The organism is Suipraeoptans intestinalis (assembly GCF_034091795.1).
Classification (GTDB): Bacteria; Bacillota; Clostridia; order Lachnospirales; family Lachnospiraceae; genus Suipraeoptans; species Suipraeoptans intestinalis.
In genome coordinates, this window is the sequence record NZ_JAXFXH010000003.1 from 1 (window position 1) to 16,080 (window position 16,080).

Annotated in this window: 13 protein-coding genes, 7 tRNA genes and 1 rRNA gene; 16 read left to right on the forward strand and 5 right to left on the reverse strand. The window is 47.6% G+C overall.

All coding sequences use genetic code 11. From position 1 onward, the window contains the following. From SOW26_RS00630 to SOW26_RS00665, 8 genes are all read left to right on the forward strand, one after another. Positions 1 to 140: ribosomal RNA gene (locus SOW26_RS00630) — 23S ribosomal RNA — on the forward strand; the annotation flags it as partial. An 83-nt stretch (positions 141 to 223) separates the two neighbouring features. Continuing rightward, positions 224 to 297, forward strand: a tRNA-Asp gene (locus SOW26_RS00635). A 7-nt stretch (positions 298 to 304) separates the two neighbouring features. Continuing rightward, positions 305 to 377, forward strand: a tRNA-Val gene (locus SOW26_RS00640). Between the two features lie 13 nt (positions 378 to 390). Then, positions 391 to 472, forward strand: a tRNA-Tyr gene (locus tag SOW26_RS00645). Between the two features lie 20 nt (positions 473 to 492). Continuing rightward, positions 493 to 565: transfer RNA gene (locus tag SOW26_RS00650), tRNA-Thr, on the forward strand. 31 nt (positions 566 to 596) lie between these two features. Further along, a tRNA-Met gene (locus tag SOW26_RS00655) sits at positions 597 to 670 on the forward strand. A gap of 18 nt (positions 671 to 688) precedes the next feature. Continuing rightward, positions 689 to 761, forward strand: a tRNA-Phe gene (locus SOW26_RS00660). A gap of 32 nt (positions 762 to 793) precedes the next feature. Continuing rightward, positions 794 to 866 (forward strand) — tRNA-Lys (locus SOW26_RS00665). Between the two features lie 123 nt (positions 867 to 989). On the opposite strand, the gene SOW26_RS00670 is transcribed toward SOW26_RS00665, so the two are convergent. Then, complete coding sequence (locus SOW26_RS00670; protein WP_320651702.1) at positions 990 to 1,760, reverse strand: formate/nitrite transporter family protein; 771 nt, start codon at positions 1,758 to 1,760, stop codon at positions 990 to 992. A gap of 977 nt (positions 1,761 to 2,737) precedes the next feature. Between SOW26_RS00670 and ileS the strand changes: the two genes are divergently transcribed. Genes ileS through SOW26_RS00695 form a run of 5 tightly spaced genes read left to right on the forward strand, consistent with a single transcriptional unit; the run spans position 2,738 to position 9,653 of the window. Beyond that, positions 2,738 to 5,896, forward strand: a complete 3,159-nt coding sequence (gene ileS / locus SOW26_RS00675; RefSeq protein ID WP_276958856.1) for an isoleucine--tRNA ligase — start codon at positions 2,738 to 2,740, stop codon at positions 5,894 to 5,896. Positions 5,897 to 5,900: 4 nt separating this feature from the next. Then, positions 5,901 to 8,360: a glycogen/starch/alpha-glucan phosphorylase gene (locus SOW26_RS00680; protein ID WP_276958859.1), complete on the forward strand. Its 2,460-nt coding sequence runs from the start codon at positions 5,901 to 5,903 to the stop codon at positions 8,358 to 8,360. Positions 8,361 to 8,363: 3 nt separating this feature from the next. Beyond that, positions 8,364 to 9,194 carry a hypothetical protein gene (locus SOW26_RS00685; RefSeq protein WP_276958862.1) on the forward strand — a complete coding sequence of 277 codons (831 nt, stop codon included), beginning with the start codon at positions 8,364 to 8,366 and terminating at the stop codon, positions 9,192 to 9,194. A 1-nt stretch (position 9,195) separates the two neighbouring features. Beyond that, a complete protein-coding gene (locus SOW26_RS00690; RefSeq protein ID WP_276958866.1) occupies positions 9,196 to 9,450 on the forward strand; it encodes a GIY-YIG nuclease family protein in 255 nt (84 codons plus the stop codon). Between the two features lie 20 nt (positions 9,451 to 9,470). After that, the gene (locus SOW26_RS00695; RefSeq protein WP_276958869.1) at positions 9,471 to 9,653 is read left to right on the forward strand and encodes a hypothetical protein; all 183 of its coding nucleotides are present in this window, start codon (positions 9,471 to 9,473) and stop codon (positions 9,651 to 9,653) included. A gap of 21 nt (positions 9,654 to 9,674) precedes the next feature. On the opposite strand, the gene rbr is transcribed toward SOW26_RS00695, so the two are convergent. From rbr to SOW26_RS00710, 3 genes are all read right to left on the reverse strand, one after another. Next, on the reverse strand, positions 9,675 to 10,211 hold the full coding sequence (gene rbr / locus SOW26_RS00700) for a rubrerythrin (RefSeq protein ID WP_154477082.1): 537 nt from the start codon (positions 10,209 to 10,211) through the stop codon (positions 9,675 to 9,677). A 135-nt stretch (positions 10,212 to 10,346) separates the two neighbouring features. After that, the gene (locus SOW26_RS00705; protein ID WP_154477080.1) at positions 10,347 to 10,889 is read right to left on the reverse strand and encodes an NADH peroxidase; all 543 of its coding nucleotides are present in this window, start codon (positions 10,887 to 10,889) and stop codon (positions 10,347 to 10,349) included. A 163-nt stretch (positions 10,890 to 11,052) separates the two neighbouring features. Further along, complete coding sequence (locus tag SOW26_RS00710) at positions 11,053 to 11,448, reverse strand: Fur family transcriptional regulator (RefSeq protein ID WP_276958872.1); 396 nt, start codon at positions 11,446 to 11,448, stop codon at positions 11,053 to 11,055. 528 nt (positions 11,449 to 11,976) lie between these two features. On the opposite strand from SOW26_RS00710, the gene SOW26_RS00715 reads away from it, so the two are divergent. Then, positions 11,977 to 12,177: a DUF1858 domain-containing protein gene (locus SOW26_RS00715; protein ID WP_154477077.1), complete on the forward strand. Its 201-nt coding sequence runs from the start codon at positions 11,977 to 11,979 to the stop codon at positions 12,175 to 12,177. A 173-nt stretch (positions 12,178 to 12,350) separates the two neighbouring features. On the opposite strand, the gene SOW26_RS00720 is transcribed toward SOW26_RS00715, so the two are convergent. Then, the gene (locus SOW26_RS00720) at positions 12,351 to 13,073 is read right to left on the reverse strand and encodes an adaptor protein MecA (RefSeq protein ID WP_154477075.1); all 723 of its coding nucleotides are present in this window, start codon (positions 13,071 to 13,073) and stop codon (positions 12,351 to 12,353) included. 187 nt (positions 13,074 to 13,260) lie between these two features. On the opposite strand from SOW26_RS00720, the gene metG reads away from it, so the two are divergent. Next, entirely contained in the window at positions 13,261 to 15,171 is a 1,911-nt protein-coding gene (gene metG, locus SOW26_RS00725; RefSeq protein ID WP_154477073.1) for a methionine--tRNA ligase, read from the forward strand. Between the two features lie 117 nt (positions 15,172 to 15,288). Next, positions 15,289 to 16,068 carry a TatD family hydrolase gene (locus tag SOW26_RS00730; RefSeq protein WP_320651703.1) on the forward strand — a complete coding sequence of 260 codons (780 nt, stop codon included), beginning with the start codon at positions 15,289 to 15,291 and terminating at the stop codon, positions 16,066 to 16,068. Positions 16,069 to 16,080: the final 12 nt, after the last annotated feature.

A 16,080-nucleotide genomic window follows, 5' to 3' on the forward strand; every position in this document is an offset into this window, starting at 1 on the left:
AAGCGTGAAGCCCCCCTCAAGATGAGATATCCCTACGAAAGTAGTAAGACCCCTTGAAGACGACGAGGTAGATAGGGCAGAGGTGGAAGTGCAGTAATGTATGGAGCTGACTGCTACTAATCGGTCGAGGGCATGACCGAAGGGGAATCGGTAGGAGACGGATGCTTAACTTGTATGTGGTTTTGAAGGTACATGGAAGCTGTACTGATGAAATATCATATTTGGCCCAGTGGCTCAGTTGGTTAGAGCGCCGCCCTGTCACGGCGGAGGTCGAGAGTTCGAGTCTCTTCTGGGTCGTTTAAATGGGATCATAGCTCAGCTGGGAGAGCATCTGCCTTACAAGCAGAGGGTCATAGGTTCGAGCCCTATTGGTCCCACTTAAACTTATATGGATGGATTCCCGAGTGGCCAAAGGGGGCAGACTGTAAATCTGTTGGCAACGCCTTCGAAGGTTCGAATCCTTCTCCATCCATTAGCCATAAGAATGGCTGTGCCGATATGGCTCAATTGGCAGAGCAGCTGATTTGTAATCAGCAGGTTATCGGTTCGAGTCCGATTATCGGCTTTTGTTTCTTCGGAAACATTTAATTGAATAGCGCGGGGTGGAGCAGTCTGGAAGCTCGTCGGGCTCATAACCCGAAGGTCGTAGGTTCAAATCCTGCCCCCGCAATTTGCACAATGTGCATATGCCCAGATAGCTCAGTCGGTAGAGCAGAGGACTGAAAATCCTCGTGTCGCTGGTTCGATTCCGGCTCTGGGCATTTTATTTACTTCTATTAAATAAAACGAATAGGGGCGTGTAGCTCAGTCGGTAGAGCACTTGACTTTTAATCAAGTTGTCCGGGGTTCGAATCCCCGCACGCTCACGTCACAGAAAAAGACAGAATCCTACAATCGGGACTCTGTCTTTTTTTAGAGTTATAGGACAAAATGTGTTGGTCTAACCCGCCTCAACTCCTTTATTTTTTAAGGAATGGTATTAGAATCCCCTATTTCTCAGTCTTTAACGCAAAGGTGCTTAATCCTACCAGCACGATCCCGCCTACCATGTTTCCCAGCGTAGCAACCAGCAGGCTGATAAGGGCCGCGGGAAGGGAAACAGAGGTAATGGAAGGCTCCAGAATTACAATGGAAAATACGGTCATGTTTGCAATGCTGTGTTCAAATCCGGAGATGATAAAGGAAAAGAGACATAAGACGATAAGAAGAATTTTAGCAGCGTCATTTTTTGTGCGATTGCTTACCACGATGGCAAGGCAGACTAAAAAATTACAGAGGACAGCCCGGAAAAACAACTGTGGGAGGGGCATATAGGCTTTGACAGCTGCGATTTTTGAAAAAAATTCCATGGTGGATCCGGAGGAAACGGCGCCTGTCCCTACATAGAGAACGGATAGAAAAATGGCTCCCAGAAAATTTCCGATCCAGCTAAACAGCCAGACAGCAGCGGCGTCACGTCCCCTTGTGGCCTTATTGAGCCAGCCGATAGTCATGACATAGTTGTTGCCGGTAAACAGCTCGGTGCCGGTAAAAACCACCAGAGTCAATGCAATGCAAAAGGTAACGGCCATTATCAGACGTGTCCAGGCAGAGTCGGTAGCATCCAAAAGAGAGGCGGAAGTAAAAGAGGTAATTCCGCCGATACCAATGAAAGAACCGGCAAGCATGGAGGAGATCAGATAACTTTTTTTGTGATGCTTCCATAGATGGGCTTTGGCAGCTGCAGTGGATGAAATACTGTCAATGGTTTCCTGAAACATAAGACCTCCTTATTAAACACAGTGAAAAAACTTAGTGGAACTCCCGGCGACAAACTTCTCAATAGACAGTAGAAGGAAAGAAAATTTGATTTGCTTCTTAGAGTACGGAGTAAAGGAAAATTCCGGCCCTGTCTCTTGGAGCGTGGAGCAAAGGAAAATTCCGGCTCTGCCTCTTGGAGCGTGGAGCAAAGGAAAATTCCGGCTCTGCTTCTTGGAGCGTGGGGAAAAGGAAAATCCCGGCCCTGTCTCTTGGAGCGTGGAGCAAAGGAAAATCCCGGCTCTGCCTCTCAGAGCGTGGAGCAAAGAAAAATCCTGACCTTGCCTCTTGGAGCAGGGAGTAAAGGAAGAAGCTCTGACTTGATTTTTCGTACCTGATACGAAAAAAGAGAGTTTCGTCTGCCTGTTTAGAGGGATTATAACACAGTCTGAAAAAAAGAAGAATCTCTAATTTCTTTGGAAGAACAGAATTTTTAAAAGAGAAAGGATGGGAGAAGAACAAGAGAAAATCATATTTGTCGGGGAAAGAACCGGAAAAAGGCGGGGAAAATGGCACGAAAAATGGCAGGAAAGTGGAAAATCCCTTGACGTTTTGGAAAGTCTTTGAGATAATAACCCGAGATACAAAAGCGAAGACGAAGACAGTAGAGTGCAGAGGAACGCCACAGAGAGCCGGCGGGGCTGAGAGCCGGTGCAAGTAGGCTGCATTTGAACATCACTTCAGAGCTTCAGACGTCGAAAGGAGAATTCCCGGTAGAGTCTGACGGAGATTCCCACGTTATAGGGAAGACATATGCTGGTATGTTTAGGTGGTAGAAAGAAAGCGTAGCTTCTGTCCTATTCGGACAGGAGTTTTTTATTTCACAGGAACTGGCATCTTATGAAATAAAAAGCCTCCGGCAAGACGATGAAAGACGGCAGAAAAATAAAGCATACAACAGGCACAAAACCAAAAGGAAAGGATAGAAAGGAAGAGAAGCATGTACAAAAAAGTATCGACAGACCTGGATTTTGTTGCAAGAGAAAAGGCAACGGAGAAATTTTGGAAGGATCATCAGATTTTTGAAAAGAGCATGAAAGGAAGAGAAGGAAAAGACATGTATATGTTTTATGACGGACCTCCGACAGCCAACGGAAGACCGCATATCGGACATGTTCTCACAAGAGTGATCAAAGATATGATCCCCAGATACCGCACCATGAAAGGCTATGAGGTGCCCAGGAAGGCAGGATGGGATACCCACGGACTGCCGGTGGAGCTGGAGGTGGAAAAAGCTCTGGGACTGGACGGAAAAGATCAGATCGAAGAGTACGGATTAGAGCCGTTTATTCAGCAATGTAAGGAAAGCGTCTGGAAATATAAAGGAATGTGGGAGGACTTTTCCGGAACGGTAGGTTTCTGGGCAGATATGGACAATCCTTATGTCACCTACCACAATGATTTCATTGAATCAGAGTGGTGGGCCCTGAAAAAGATTTGGGACAAGGATCTTTTGTATAAAGGATTTAAGATCGTACCCTATTGCCCGCGCTGCGGGACGCCGCTTTCTGCGCAGGAAGTAGCGCAGGGATACAAGGATGTAAAAGAACGCTCCGCCATCGTACGGTTTAAAGTAAAGGAAGAAGATGCCTATTTTCTTGCATGGACGACGACGCCCTGGACGCTGCCGTCCAACGTGGCGCTCTGCGTAAATCCCACAGAAACCTATGCCAGGGTGAAGGCAGCGGACGGAAATGTCTATTACATGGCGGAGGCGCTTCTGGATACCGTGCTGGGAGGTCTGGGAACAGACGAGGAAGCGGCTTATGAGATCCTGGAAACCTACACAGGAAAGGATCTGGAATACAAAGAATATGAACCGCTGTATCAGTGTGCGGCTGATGTGGCAGACAAGCAGAAGAAAAAAGGATTCTATGTGGCCTGCGACAGCTACGTTACCCTGACAGACGGAACGGGAGTCGTACATAATGCGCCGGCGTTTGGTGAAGACGACGCAAAGGTGGGACGCAAATACGATATGCCATTTGTACAGCTGGTAGATGATAAGGGAGAAATGAGCCCCTCTACTCCGTTTGCAGGCCTGTTTGTAAAAAAAGCAGATCCAAAGGTTTTGGAGGATCTGGAAGAACGGGGTCTTTTGTTCACAGCGCCGGTATTTGAACATAGCTATCCACACTGCTGGAGATGTGATACGCCGCTGATCTACTACGCAAGAGAATCCTGGTTTATCAAGATGACGGCAGTCAAGGAAGACCTGATCGCCAACAACAATACCATTCACTGGATCCCGGAAAGCATCGGAAAGGGAAGATTCGGAGACTGGCTGGAAAATGTTCAGGACTGGGGGATCAGCCGTAACAGATACTGGGGTACTCCGCTGAATATCTGGGAGTGTGAATGCGGACACCAGCATTCGATCGGAAGCATTGAAGAATTGAAAAACATGTCCCCCAACTGTCCGGAGGAGATCGAGCTGCACCGCCCATATATCGATGAAGTCACCATTACGTGTCCGGAATGCGGGAAGCAGATGAAGCGGGTGCCGGAAGTGATCGACTGCTGGTTCGATTCCGGAGCAATGCCGTTTGCACAACACCATTACCCCTTTGAAAATCAGGAGCTGTTTGAAAAACAGTTCCCGGCAGACTTCATTTCGGAGGCGGTGGATCAGACCAGAGGATGGTTCTATTCCCTGCTGGCGATCTCTACTCTGATCTTTAATAAAGCGCCCTATAAAAATGTAATCGTGCTGGGGCATGTGCAGGATGAAAAAGGCCAGAAAATGAGCAAGTCCAAGGGAAATGCCGTAGATCCCTTTGATGCTCTGGAAACCTACGGAGCAGATGCGATCCGCTGGTATTTCTATGTTAACAGCGCCCCCTGGCTGCCAAACCGTTTCCACGGAGGAGCTGTGACGGAAGGACAAAGAAAGTTTATGGGAACGCTGTGGAATACCTATGCTTTCTTTGTACTCTATGCAAATATTGATGAATTTGACGCCACCAAATACTGTCTGGACTACGAAAAGCTGTCGGTTATGGACAAATGGCTGCTTTCCAAGCTGAATACCGTGATCAAAGAGGTGGACGACAACCTGGAGCATTACCGTATCCCGGAATCTGCACGGGCTTTACAGGAATTTGTAGAGGATATGAGTAATTGGTATGTCAGACGCAGCAGAGAGCGTTTCTGGGCAAAGGGCATGGAACAGGACAAGATCAATGCCTACATGACTCTTTACACGGCGCTTGTGGAGGTATGTAAGGCGGCAGCTCCGCTGGTTCCGTTTATGACGGAAGAGATCTACCAGAATCTGGTAAGGAGCATTGACCAGGAGGCGCCGGAGAGCATCCATCTGTGTGAGTTCCCAAAAGTGGACGAATCCAGGATCGATAAAGAGCTGGAGTCTCATATGGAGCAGGTGCTGAAGCTGGTGGTGATGGGACGTGCCTGCAGAAACAGCGCCAACATCAAAAACCGTCAGCCGGTGGGAACAATGTACGTAAAGGCAGAATTTGATCTTCCGGTATTCTACCAGGAGATCGTAAGAGAAGAGCTGAATGTAAAAGAGCTGAAATTTACAAAGGAAGTACGGGAATTTACTTCCTACCAGTTTAAACCGCAGCTGAAAACGGTAGGCCCCAAGTATGGGAAACTGCTGGGACAGATCAAAGAAGCGCTGAACAGCATAGACGGTAATGGAGCCATGGATGAACTGAATCAGACAGATGCGTTGAAGCTGGAGATTCAGGGGCAGACGGTGACGCTGTTCAGGGAAGACCTGTTGATCGAATCGGCTCAGATGGAAGGCTATGTGTCAGAAAATGATGGAGCAGTAACGGTGGTGCTGGATACGCACTTATCAGAAGAACTGCTGGAAGAAGGGTTCGTCAGAGAAATCATCAGCAAGATCCAGACGATGAGAAAAGAAGCGGACTTTGAAGTAACAGACAAGATCCGGATCTCCTATGAGGGAACGGAGAAGGCGAACCGGATCTTTGAGGCGAACGCCGGAGAGATCCAGGAGGAGACGCTGGGAGTTTCCATGGAAAAGAAAGAGCCGGAAGGCTTCTGTAAAACATGGAAGATCAACGGAGAAGAAGTACGGTTAGGCGTGGCGAAAAGAGAGGAAAAATAGATAGATGTACAACCCTAGATTTGAAAAGGAACGATTTAAAAAAGAGGTGGAAACAGAGGTAAAAACTCTGTTTCGCCGTTCCGTTCAGGAGGCGACGCCGCAGCAGCTTTTCCAGGCGGTGTCCTATGCGGTAAAAGAAGTCATGATCGACGACTGGATCGCGACCCAGAAAACATATGAGGAGCAGGATCCCAAGATCGTATATTACATGTCCATGGAATTTTTGATGGGAAGAGCCCTGGGAAACAACCTGATCAACATGACGGCGTACACGGAAGTAAAAGAAGCGCTGGAAGAAATGGGGATCGATCTGAACGCCATAGAAGACGAAGAGCCGGATCCCGCACTGGGAAACGGCGGACTGGGAAGGCTGGCAGCCTGCTTCCTGGACTCCCTGGCCACGCTAGGATATGCGGCGTATGGCTGCGGGATCCGTTATCGCTATGGAATGTTCAAACAGAAGATTAAAAATGGCTACCAAGTAGAAACGCCGGACAACTGGCTCAAGGACGGCAACCCCTTTGAGCTGAGACGGCCGGAATATGCCAAAGAGGTCCGCTTTGGAGGAAATATCCGAACGGAATATGATGCGGAGGGCAAAGTACACTTTGTACAGGAAAACTTTGAGTCTGTCAAAGCGATCCCTTATGATTATCCCATTGTGGGGTATGGAAACCATGTGGTCAATACCTTACGTATCTGGGACGCAGAGCCCATCGTGGACTTTCAACTGGACTCTTTTGACAGGGGCGATTACCGCAAGGCTGTGGAGCAGGAAAATCTGGCGAGAAATATCGTGGAGGTGCTATATCCCAACGACAATCACTATGCGGGGAAGGAGCTGCGCCTGAAGCAGCAGTATTTCTTTATCTCTGCCAGCATCCAGACGGCGATCGACCGATACAAGAAAAGCCATGAACAGATCGAGAGACTGCATGAAAAGGTAACCTTCCAGATGAACGATACCCATCCGACAGTAGCGGTAGCAGAGCTGATGCGGATCCTGCTGGACGAAGAGGGGCTTGGATGGAATGAGGCATGGGAGGTGACGACGAAAACCTGTGCCTATACCAATCACACGATCATGGCGGAGGCTCTGGAAAAATGGCCCATTGATCTGTTTTCGCGTCTGCTTCCCAGGGTATATCAGATCATCCAGGAGATTGACAGGAGATTTGTGGAGCAGATCCGAAGCCAATATCCGGGAGAAGAGGAGAAAGTAAGGAAGATGGCCATCCTTCGGGACGGACAGGTAAAAATGGCGCACCTTGCCATTGTGGCAGGATATTCCGTAAACGGAGTGGCAAGGCTGCATACGGAGATCCTGAAGCAGCAGGAGCTGAAAGAATTTTATCAGATGATGCCGGAAAAATTTAATAACAAAACCAATGGGATCACCCAGAGGCGATTCTTGATGCATGGCAATTACCGGCTGGCAGACTGGGTGACAGGAAAGCTGGGAACAAAGAAGTGGATCACAGACCTGTCCAAAATGGAGAAGCTGAAGGAGCTGACGGATGATCCGAAGGCGCTGGAAGAATTTATGGCGATCAAAAGACAGAACAAGGAACGCCTGGCCGCCTATATTCTGGAACACAACCAAATAGAAGTGGATCCCCGATCCATTTTTGATGTGCAGGTAAAGCGGCTTCATGAATATAAGCGTCAGCTTTTGAACATCTTGCATATTATGTACCTTTATAATAAAATAAAAGCACATCCGGAGCAGAGCTTTTATCCAAGAACCTTTATCTTTGGAGCGAAAGCCTCTGCCGGATATGTAAGAGCGAAGCAGATCATCAAGCTGATCAATTCCGTGGCAGAGGTGATCAACAATGACAGAAGCATCCATGGCAAGCTCAAGGTAGTGTTCATTGAGGATTACAAGGTGTCTAATGCAGAGTGGATCTTTGCGGCGGCAGATGTCAGTGAGCAAATCTCTACGGCATCCAAGGAAGCCAGCGGTACGGGAAATATGAAGTTTATGCTCAATGGAGCCGTGACGCTGGGAACCATGGACGGAGCCAATGTGGAGATCGTGGAGGAAGTGGGGCAGGAAAACGCTTTTATTTTCGGACTGACTTCGGACGAAGTGATTTCCTATGAAAACAACGGCGGCTATTGCCCGATGGATGTGTTAAAGGAAGATCCGGATCTGAAGCAGGTGGTGGATCAACTGATAGATGGAACCTATGCCAATGGAGACACACAGATGTACAGGGATCTGTACGACAGCCTGACACAGGAAAGTCAGGGTGGAAGGGCAGACATGTACTTTATTTTAAAAGACTTCGACTCTTACGCAAAGGCACAGGAAAAAGTGGAGGAGGCTTACAGAGACACCAGACGGTGGGCGAAGATGGCATTGCTGAATACGGCAAGCTGCGGTAAGTTTTCTTCAGACCGGACCATTCAGGAATATGTGGATGAAATCTGGCATCTGAACAGATTAGAAAGGAGTTAAGGTATGTACTATGGAGAGGAAATGATCTTAAGGCAGATCATTATGATTTATCTGATCGTGCTTGCAGTTGTGCTGCTGGTAGGGCTGACCAGTTATATCCTAAAGGGAATAGGACTGTACACGCTGGGCAAAAGGAGAGGATTGGCAAATGCATGGCTGGCATTTATTCCTTATGGAAGGATGTATTTTCAGGGGGAATTGTGCGGAGAACAGAAAATTGGAAAAGGAACGATTAAGAATGTCGGACTCTGGATCCTGCTGGGAAATATTGCACTGGGAGTGGTGTCGGGACTGGTTCTTTTCTTTTTCTATGCAGTCAGCTTTATGAAGCTTCTGGGATCACAGGAATATTATTATGAACTGGGAGATTCGCCGCTGGTGCTGTTCCGTTTTCTGGGAGCTGTTTTGGTAGGATATTTTCTGATCATTGTGATCAACCTGGTAGGAGGAGGGCTGATCAGCGGGCTGCGCAGCCTGATGAATATCAGGATCTATGAGAGATATACCGACAGGAATTTTGCAGTGATACATGCAGTGGCCGGTCTTTTCATTCCGCTTTACGAAGCGATCTATCTGTTTTTGATCCGCAATCGTGAAGACAGGATGGGAGGAAACTTCCGGCAGGCAGGACCGGCTCCGGGAATGCAGCAGGGATTTATGCAGGGACAGTCGGCCTCCAAAACGATGCCGCAGAGCGTTGTACAGACAGGTACGGCAGCAGGAGCACCTGTTCAGGAGGGCAGACAGGAAAATTCACCGGCAGAAAGCAAGGCGGTAGAAACGGCTCCGCAGGAAGTCGAAGGACAGGCGCCACAGGAAAACCGGGGAGAGTAGTGTGAATTATACATACATGGTAAGATGCGCAGACGATACGCTGTATATTGGATGGACCAACCGTCTGGAGCAGCGGATCCAGATGCATAATGCGGGAAAAGGCGCAAAGTACACAAAAGGACGTCGCCCGGTTACATTGGTATATTATGAGATGTTTTCTTCCAGGCAGGAAGCCATGCGAGCAGAAGCGGCATGGAAAAAGCTGTCACGCAGGGAAAAAGAAGACCTGATAGGCAACGGATCTTCCGGCAGATAAGCAGGCACGAAAGACTCTTTTTGTGTGAGCAGGACGGAAAATACGAAATGGCAGACGGCGGAGTCGGAATTACGGCAGCGACCGTTACGATAACAGGGGCAGATATGGCTGATAGAAGCCGTATCTGCCCCTGTTTGGAGAAGGAATCGGTGGAAATGTCCGGGTTGCCATTGAAAAGGACCCGCCCAAACGGCAGGTCCTAAAATACTGAAACTCGTTTCTGTTTAGTAGTTTTCTACTTTTCTTTCAAAATGTGCTCTGGGGTGGTCACAGACGGGGCAGACCTGAGGCGCTTCCTCTCCCACATGGATGTATCCGCAATTGTTGCATTTCCATCCAAGAGGAGCCTCTCCTTTGAAGGTGGCGCCGTTTTCATAGCTTTCCAGAAGCTTCAAATAACGTCTTTCGTGAGCAGCCTCTACCTCTGCAACTCCCTCAAATTTCTTTGCCAGCTCTTCGAAGCCTTCTTCACGGGCTTCCTCAGCCATTTTCTTGTACATATCTGTCCACTCATAATTTTCACCGGCAGCCGCATCCTTCAGATTTTCTGCAACATCTCCGATCCCGTGAAATTCCTTGAACCACATTTTTGCATGCTCTTTTTCCTGATTTGCAGTTTCCTCGAAGATGTTTGCCATCTGAACAAATCCAGCTTTTTTAGCAGCGGAAGCATAGTAGGTATACTTGTTGCGTGCCTGGGATTCTCCTGCAAAAGCAGTCATTAAGTTTTGTTCTGTTTTAGTTCCGGTATATTTAGACATAATTTTGTTTCCTCCTATAATTTAAATGTATGATTTAGACGCATGGAATGGTAAAAGCGAAAGAACGAGCCGGCAGGCAGGTTCCACGCTGGTAAGAAAAGGGTTGCAAATAGCATGCAACCCCTTTTGGTGATCTTATCCAAAGTATCTCTTCAGCAGTCCCTCAAATGCTTTTCCGTGACGTGCCTCATCTCTTGCCATTTCATGAACCGTGTCGTGGATCGCATCCAGATTCGCAGCTTTTGCACGCTTAGCGAGATCAAATTTACCTGCTGTTGCACCATTTTCAGCATCTACACGCATTTCCAGGTTCTTCTTGGTGCTGTCTGTGAGAACTTCGCCCAGAAGCTCCGCAAATTTTGCAGCATGCTCTGCTTCTTCCCAGGCAGCTTTTTCCCAGTACAGTCCGATTTCCGGATAGCCTTCTCTATGAGCTACACGAGACATTGCCAGGTACATACCAACCTCGGAACACTCTCCTTCAAAGTTTGCTCTCAGGTCAGCCAGAATATCTTCGCTTACACCTTTTGCCACGCCTACCACGTGCTCTGCCGCCCATTCTCTGTCGCCCGTCTGCTCTTTAAACTTCTCAGCAGGCACTCCACAGACTGGACATTTCTCCGGTGCAGAATCTCCGGTGTGTACAAATCCACATACAGTACAGACAAATTTTTTCATAGTAGTTCTCTCCTTTTCTATTTGATTTGTTTTATAGCAATATCAGTAACTATTACTGATATTATACTATCATAAGAGTATCTTCCTGTCAACCAGGAACTTTCAGATTTTGAATGTGTCGTGAGAACAGTCCATAAAAGGAAACGCTCCCCAAAGAGAAGCGCTATTTTCCTTTTTTACAGTGCTCACAGATCCCATAAAAGAGTGTGTCATGAGAAACGATGTCTCCATCGAAGCAGACGTCGGCTGATTCGTTGATATGACGGATGGACTCTTCCGGTAACATAATATCATAAACCTTGCCACAAGAGCTACATACTACGTGATAATGGGGAGTCAGATTGGCGTCAAACCGATCTCCTCCGTCGGGAGTAGAAAGCTTTCGGATCTCTCCCATATCAGCCAGCAGGTTCAGGTTTCTATAAACAGTCCCCAGACTGATGCTGGGAAATTGCTTTTTTACCTTCATATAGACCATATCGGCAGTAGGATGTTCTACGGTGCCGTCCAGATATTCTTTAATGGAAGCACGCTGTCTACTATATTTTAGAGTGGGCATAAGGACCTCCTTTCAATAATGAGAATAATTATTAAGTTTAGCCTATCTCTTTTTTCAGAAAAAGTCAATACAAATTTGAAAGAGAAAGGGCAGGAAGAAAAGAAATCCCGGAAGAAAATTTGCGAGAAAAACACCGCCTATACAAAGTGTACAAAATTGTAAAAAAAGAAAAGAAATTTCAAGAAAAGGCAGGTAAAGTTTTCCACAGATGAAAAATGGAAAAATGGCTAAAAACGGAAGTTTCCACAGACTTATCCACATTATCCACAGAAAATGAGGGGGATTTGGTGGATTACTCAAGGCAAATAAAAGAACAAGCGTTTTGTGAAGAAATAATGAAAATGATATTTTTAACAAGAAAACGGAAAAAAATATTGACAATCAAGAAATCAAATATTGGGAATAAAACAGGAGAAAATGTTTACACAATGAGAAAAAGCGATTATAATGAATACGCCCAACACATATTGTTGAAGGAAACAGGATACAGAAGAGATCCGAATCATATGAATAGAAGGAGGAATCGCTATGGCACAGGTATCAAAGGATATGACGATTGGAGAAATCCTCAGCGTAAATTACGACATCGCTCCCATCTTGATGGAGGTAGGAATGCACTGTCTGGGCTGTCCCGCATCACAGGCAGAGACGCTGGAAGAAGCAGCTATGGTGCACGGATTGGATGCAGATCTGCTGCTGGAAAAGATCAATGCGTTTTTAAATGCGTAATCGCAGATCAGCGGAAAGGAAGCTCCATACAACGGAATTTCAAAGACAGATGAAAAAAGAACCTTTTCTCCTGTGGGAGGGAAGGTTCTTTTTGTGGCGATGCCGGTATGATATTTGCAGAGATCCCGCAACAGGACCAGACGGTACAGAAAACGTTGAAGAATCGTACAAACTTACAGAGCAGACAAGGTTTTCAGTGCGTCCTTCTCCAGCATCGGTGAAAAATGTTCTGTCAAAAAAGCAAAGATAGCGCCGTTGGCACGTTCCTGGGAGCCGTATTCTGAAAGCATGTTGCAGATGCGGCTAAAATCCTGATCGGAATGGGGCGCTCTGGTAAGGGAGAGAAGGTAAACACCTTCTGCTTCGTCTTTGTATAAGGTACTACTGCCGCGGTGCATCTGTCCGATGACCTTGGAGGCTGCAACCAGTGTCTCCATGTTGCCAAAAGAAAACAGGCGGGCGGGAAAAGAGGAAAGATCTGTTTTTTCCTCTGCTGTTACAGGCGCTTCCCCCGGATGCTTTGCAGGCGTTTCCTCTTTTTCCAGAAAACTGCTTCCATTTAGCTTGGAAAGGAAAGGAGCAGGAACTCCGTCGCCCTCCCCTCCGGGGGAAGGAGCAAATTTGGAAAACCGGGTATCCAGTTCCTCCGGATCATCCACTTTTGTAATGATCAGCACAATGGAATCTGAATTGATGGGAACTGCTTCTATCATCAAAGGGGTGTTATCGGCCTCAAAGCCAAACTCTGCGGCTGCCCGCTGCATCATGTCATGGAAAAGAGAACGTGCCTTCTCGCTTCCGTAAGCCAGTTCGCTTAAATGTAGCTGCCGGTCTGCAAGATCTGCACGGGTCAGGGTGCAGCGTATCTGATTTTCACTTAATTTTTCTATCTTCATATTCATCACTTCCTTTCGGCAAGTATAGCATAAGAAAGAAGCGGGATTCAATAAAATAAGTATAAAAAATTCGGCGGGCATTGGACTTCTGGGGTGTTTCTTGCTATAATAGGAAAAATCAGGACTCCTGTAAGCGGTGGGAAACACCGGAAAACAGGGAAAAGGAAAGTGGGAGAAGGAGAGGACTATGGCAGAGAAGTATTATATGACGACAGCGATCGCTTATACATCCGGAAAACCGCATATCGGAAATACTTACGAGATCGTGCTGGCCGATGCCATCGCGCGATATAAAAGAAGCCAGGGGTATGAGGTGTTTTTCCAGACGGGAACAGATGAGCACGGACAGAAGATAGAGCTGAAGGCGCAGGAGGCAGGGGTTACGCCCAAGGCCTACGTGGATAAAGTGGCGGAAGAAGTAAGAGCAGTGTGGGATATGATGAACACGTCCTACGACAAATTTATCCGGACAACAGACGAAGAGCATGAAAAACAGGTGCAGAAGATCTTCAAAAAACTGTACGAGCAGGGAGATATCTACAAGGGCCATTATGAGGGCATGTACTGTACGCCCTGTGAGTCCTTTTTTACGGAAGCCCAGCTGAAGGACGGAAAATGTCCGGATTGTGGCGGAGAGGTGCATCCGGCAAAGGAGGAAGCGTACTTCTTCCGTATGAGTAAGTATGCGGACCGGCTGATCCACCACATAGAGACACACCCGGAATTTATCCAGCCGGTGTCCCGCAAAAATGAGATGATGAATAATTTTCTGCTGCCGGGCCTGCAGGATCTTTGTGTTTCCAGAACTTCCTTCCAGTGGGGGATCCCGGTGGACTTTGCGCCGGGGCACGTGGTGTATGTATGGCTGGATGCCCTGACCAACTATATTACCGGGATCGGCTATGATGCAGACGGAGATCATACCCAACAGTTCCGGAGGGACTGGCCGGCAGACCTGCATCTGATCGGAAAGGATATCATTCGTTTCCATACTATTTACTGGCCGATCTTCCTCATGGCGCTGGATCTGCCGCTGCCAAAGCAGGTATTCGGACATCCCTGGCTGCTGCAGGGAGACGGGAAGATGAGTAAATCCAAGGGAAATGTATTATATGCGGACCAGCTGGTAGAAGCCTTTGGCGTAGACGCTGTCCGGTATTTTGTTCTGCATGAGATGCCGTTTGATAACGATGGAGTGATCTCCTGGGAGCTGATGATCGAAAGAATCAATGCAGACCTTGCAAATACGCTGGGAAATCTGGTGAACCGAACGATCTCCATGACAAACAAGTATTTTGACGGAGTCGTGAAGGATAAACAGGCGACCGATCCGGTGGATGAAGAACTGAAGGCTGTGATTTCGGAGGCAAAGAAGAAGGTGGGAGAAAAAATGGAGGAGCTGCGGGTGGCAGACGCCATCACGGAAATTTTCCAGATTTTCAAACGCTGTAATAAATATATTGATGAGACGATGCCCTGGGTTTTGGCCAAAGAAGAGGCAAGCAGGGACAGGCTGGAAACCGTTTTGTATCGTCTGGCAGAAGGGATCAAGGAAGGAGCCGCTCTTTTGGAGCCGTTTATGCCGGAGACTTCCGAAAAGATCCGGAAGCAGATGGGGACAGACAAGGTTACAGAGCAGCCGGAGATCCTTTTTGCCAGGATCGATGCGGAAGCTTTTCTAAAGGAGCTGGAAGAAAAAGAAGCACAGCTTGCAAAAGAAAAGAAGGAGAGTGACCGGGCAGAGGAGGATGTGATCCATCAGGAGATGAAAGAAGAGATCACCTACGATCTGTTTGAGAAGCTGCAATTTCAGGTGGGAGAAGTGGTTGCCTGCGAGGAAGTGAAAAAGTCCAGAAAGCTGCTCTGTCTTCAGGTGAAAACGGGAGACCGGATCAGGCAGATCGTTTCCGGAATCAAATCTTGCTATCAACCGGAAGAGATGGTAGGAAAAAAAGTAATGGTGCTGGTCAATCTGAAACCGGCGAAGCTGGCAGGGCTTTTGTCAGAAGGGATGATCCTGTCGGCAGAAGACGCTAATGGAAGACTGGCCGTGATGGTTCCGGACGAAGAGATGCCGGCAGGAGCTTCCATCTGCTAGATGCATTTGTGACAAAATAGAAAGAAGGGCGAGCCGGGTACGACTCGTCCTTTTTGGACAGAAAAGCGACTGAAACCAGGACGGCAGGATCCGGCATGTTTCAGGGAGGGAGAAACGATGATCATAGATACACATGCACATTATGATGACGAGCAATTTGACCCGGACAGGAAAGAATTGCTCTTGTCCATGGAAGCACAGGGAGTGGAAGCAATCATTAATATCGGATCGGATTATCGCTCACTGGAGCGGATCCTGAGATTAACGGAGGAATTTCCCTTTCTTTATGGAGCCATGGGAGTGCATCCGGATGCGGTAGGAGAGCTGACAGAGGAGAGATTTGCAAGGCTGGAGGCTTATGTACAGCATCCCAAGGTAGTGGCTGTGGGAGAGATCGGTCTGGATTATCACTGGAATGTAGAAGGGAAGGAAACGCAGAAGCATTGGATGATCCGGCAGTTGGAACTGGCAAGGCGACAGCAGCTTCCGGTGGTGATTCACAGCAGGGATGCGGCAGCCGATACCATGGAGATCATGAAGCGGCATGGGCAGGGAATGAAAGCAGTCATCCATTGCTATTCCTACGGAAGAGAGCAGGCCGAAGAGTATGTCAGGATGGGATATCAGATCGGTATAGGAGGCGTCCTGACCTTTAAGAATGCCAGGAAACTAAAGGAAACGGCAGCAGTGATCCCTTTGGAGAGGATCTTGCTGGAAACAGATGCGCCTTACCTGGCGCCAGAGCCGTTTCGAGGAAAAAGAAACAATTCTCTTTATATTTATTATGTGGCAGAGGCGCTTGCACAGATAAAGGGGATCTCAGCAGAAGCGGTGTTGAGGCAGACCAGGGAAAATGCCAGACAATTTTATGGAAAAATTCCCGGAAATCAGATATAATAAGTGGAAATA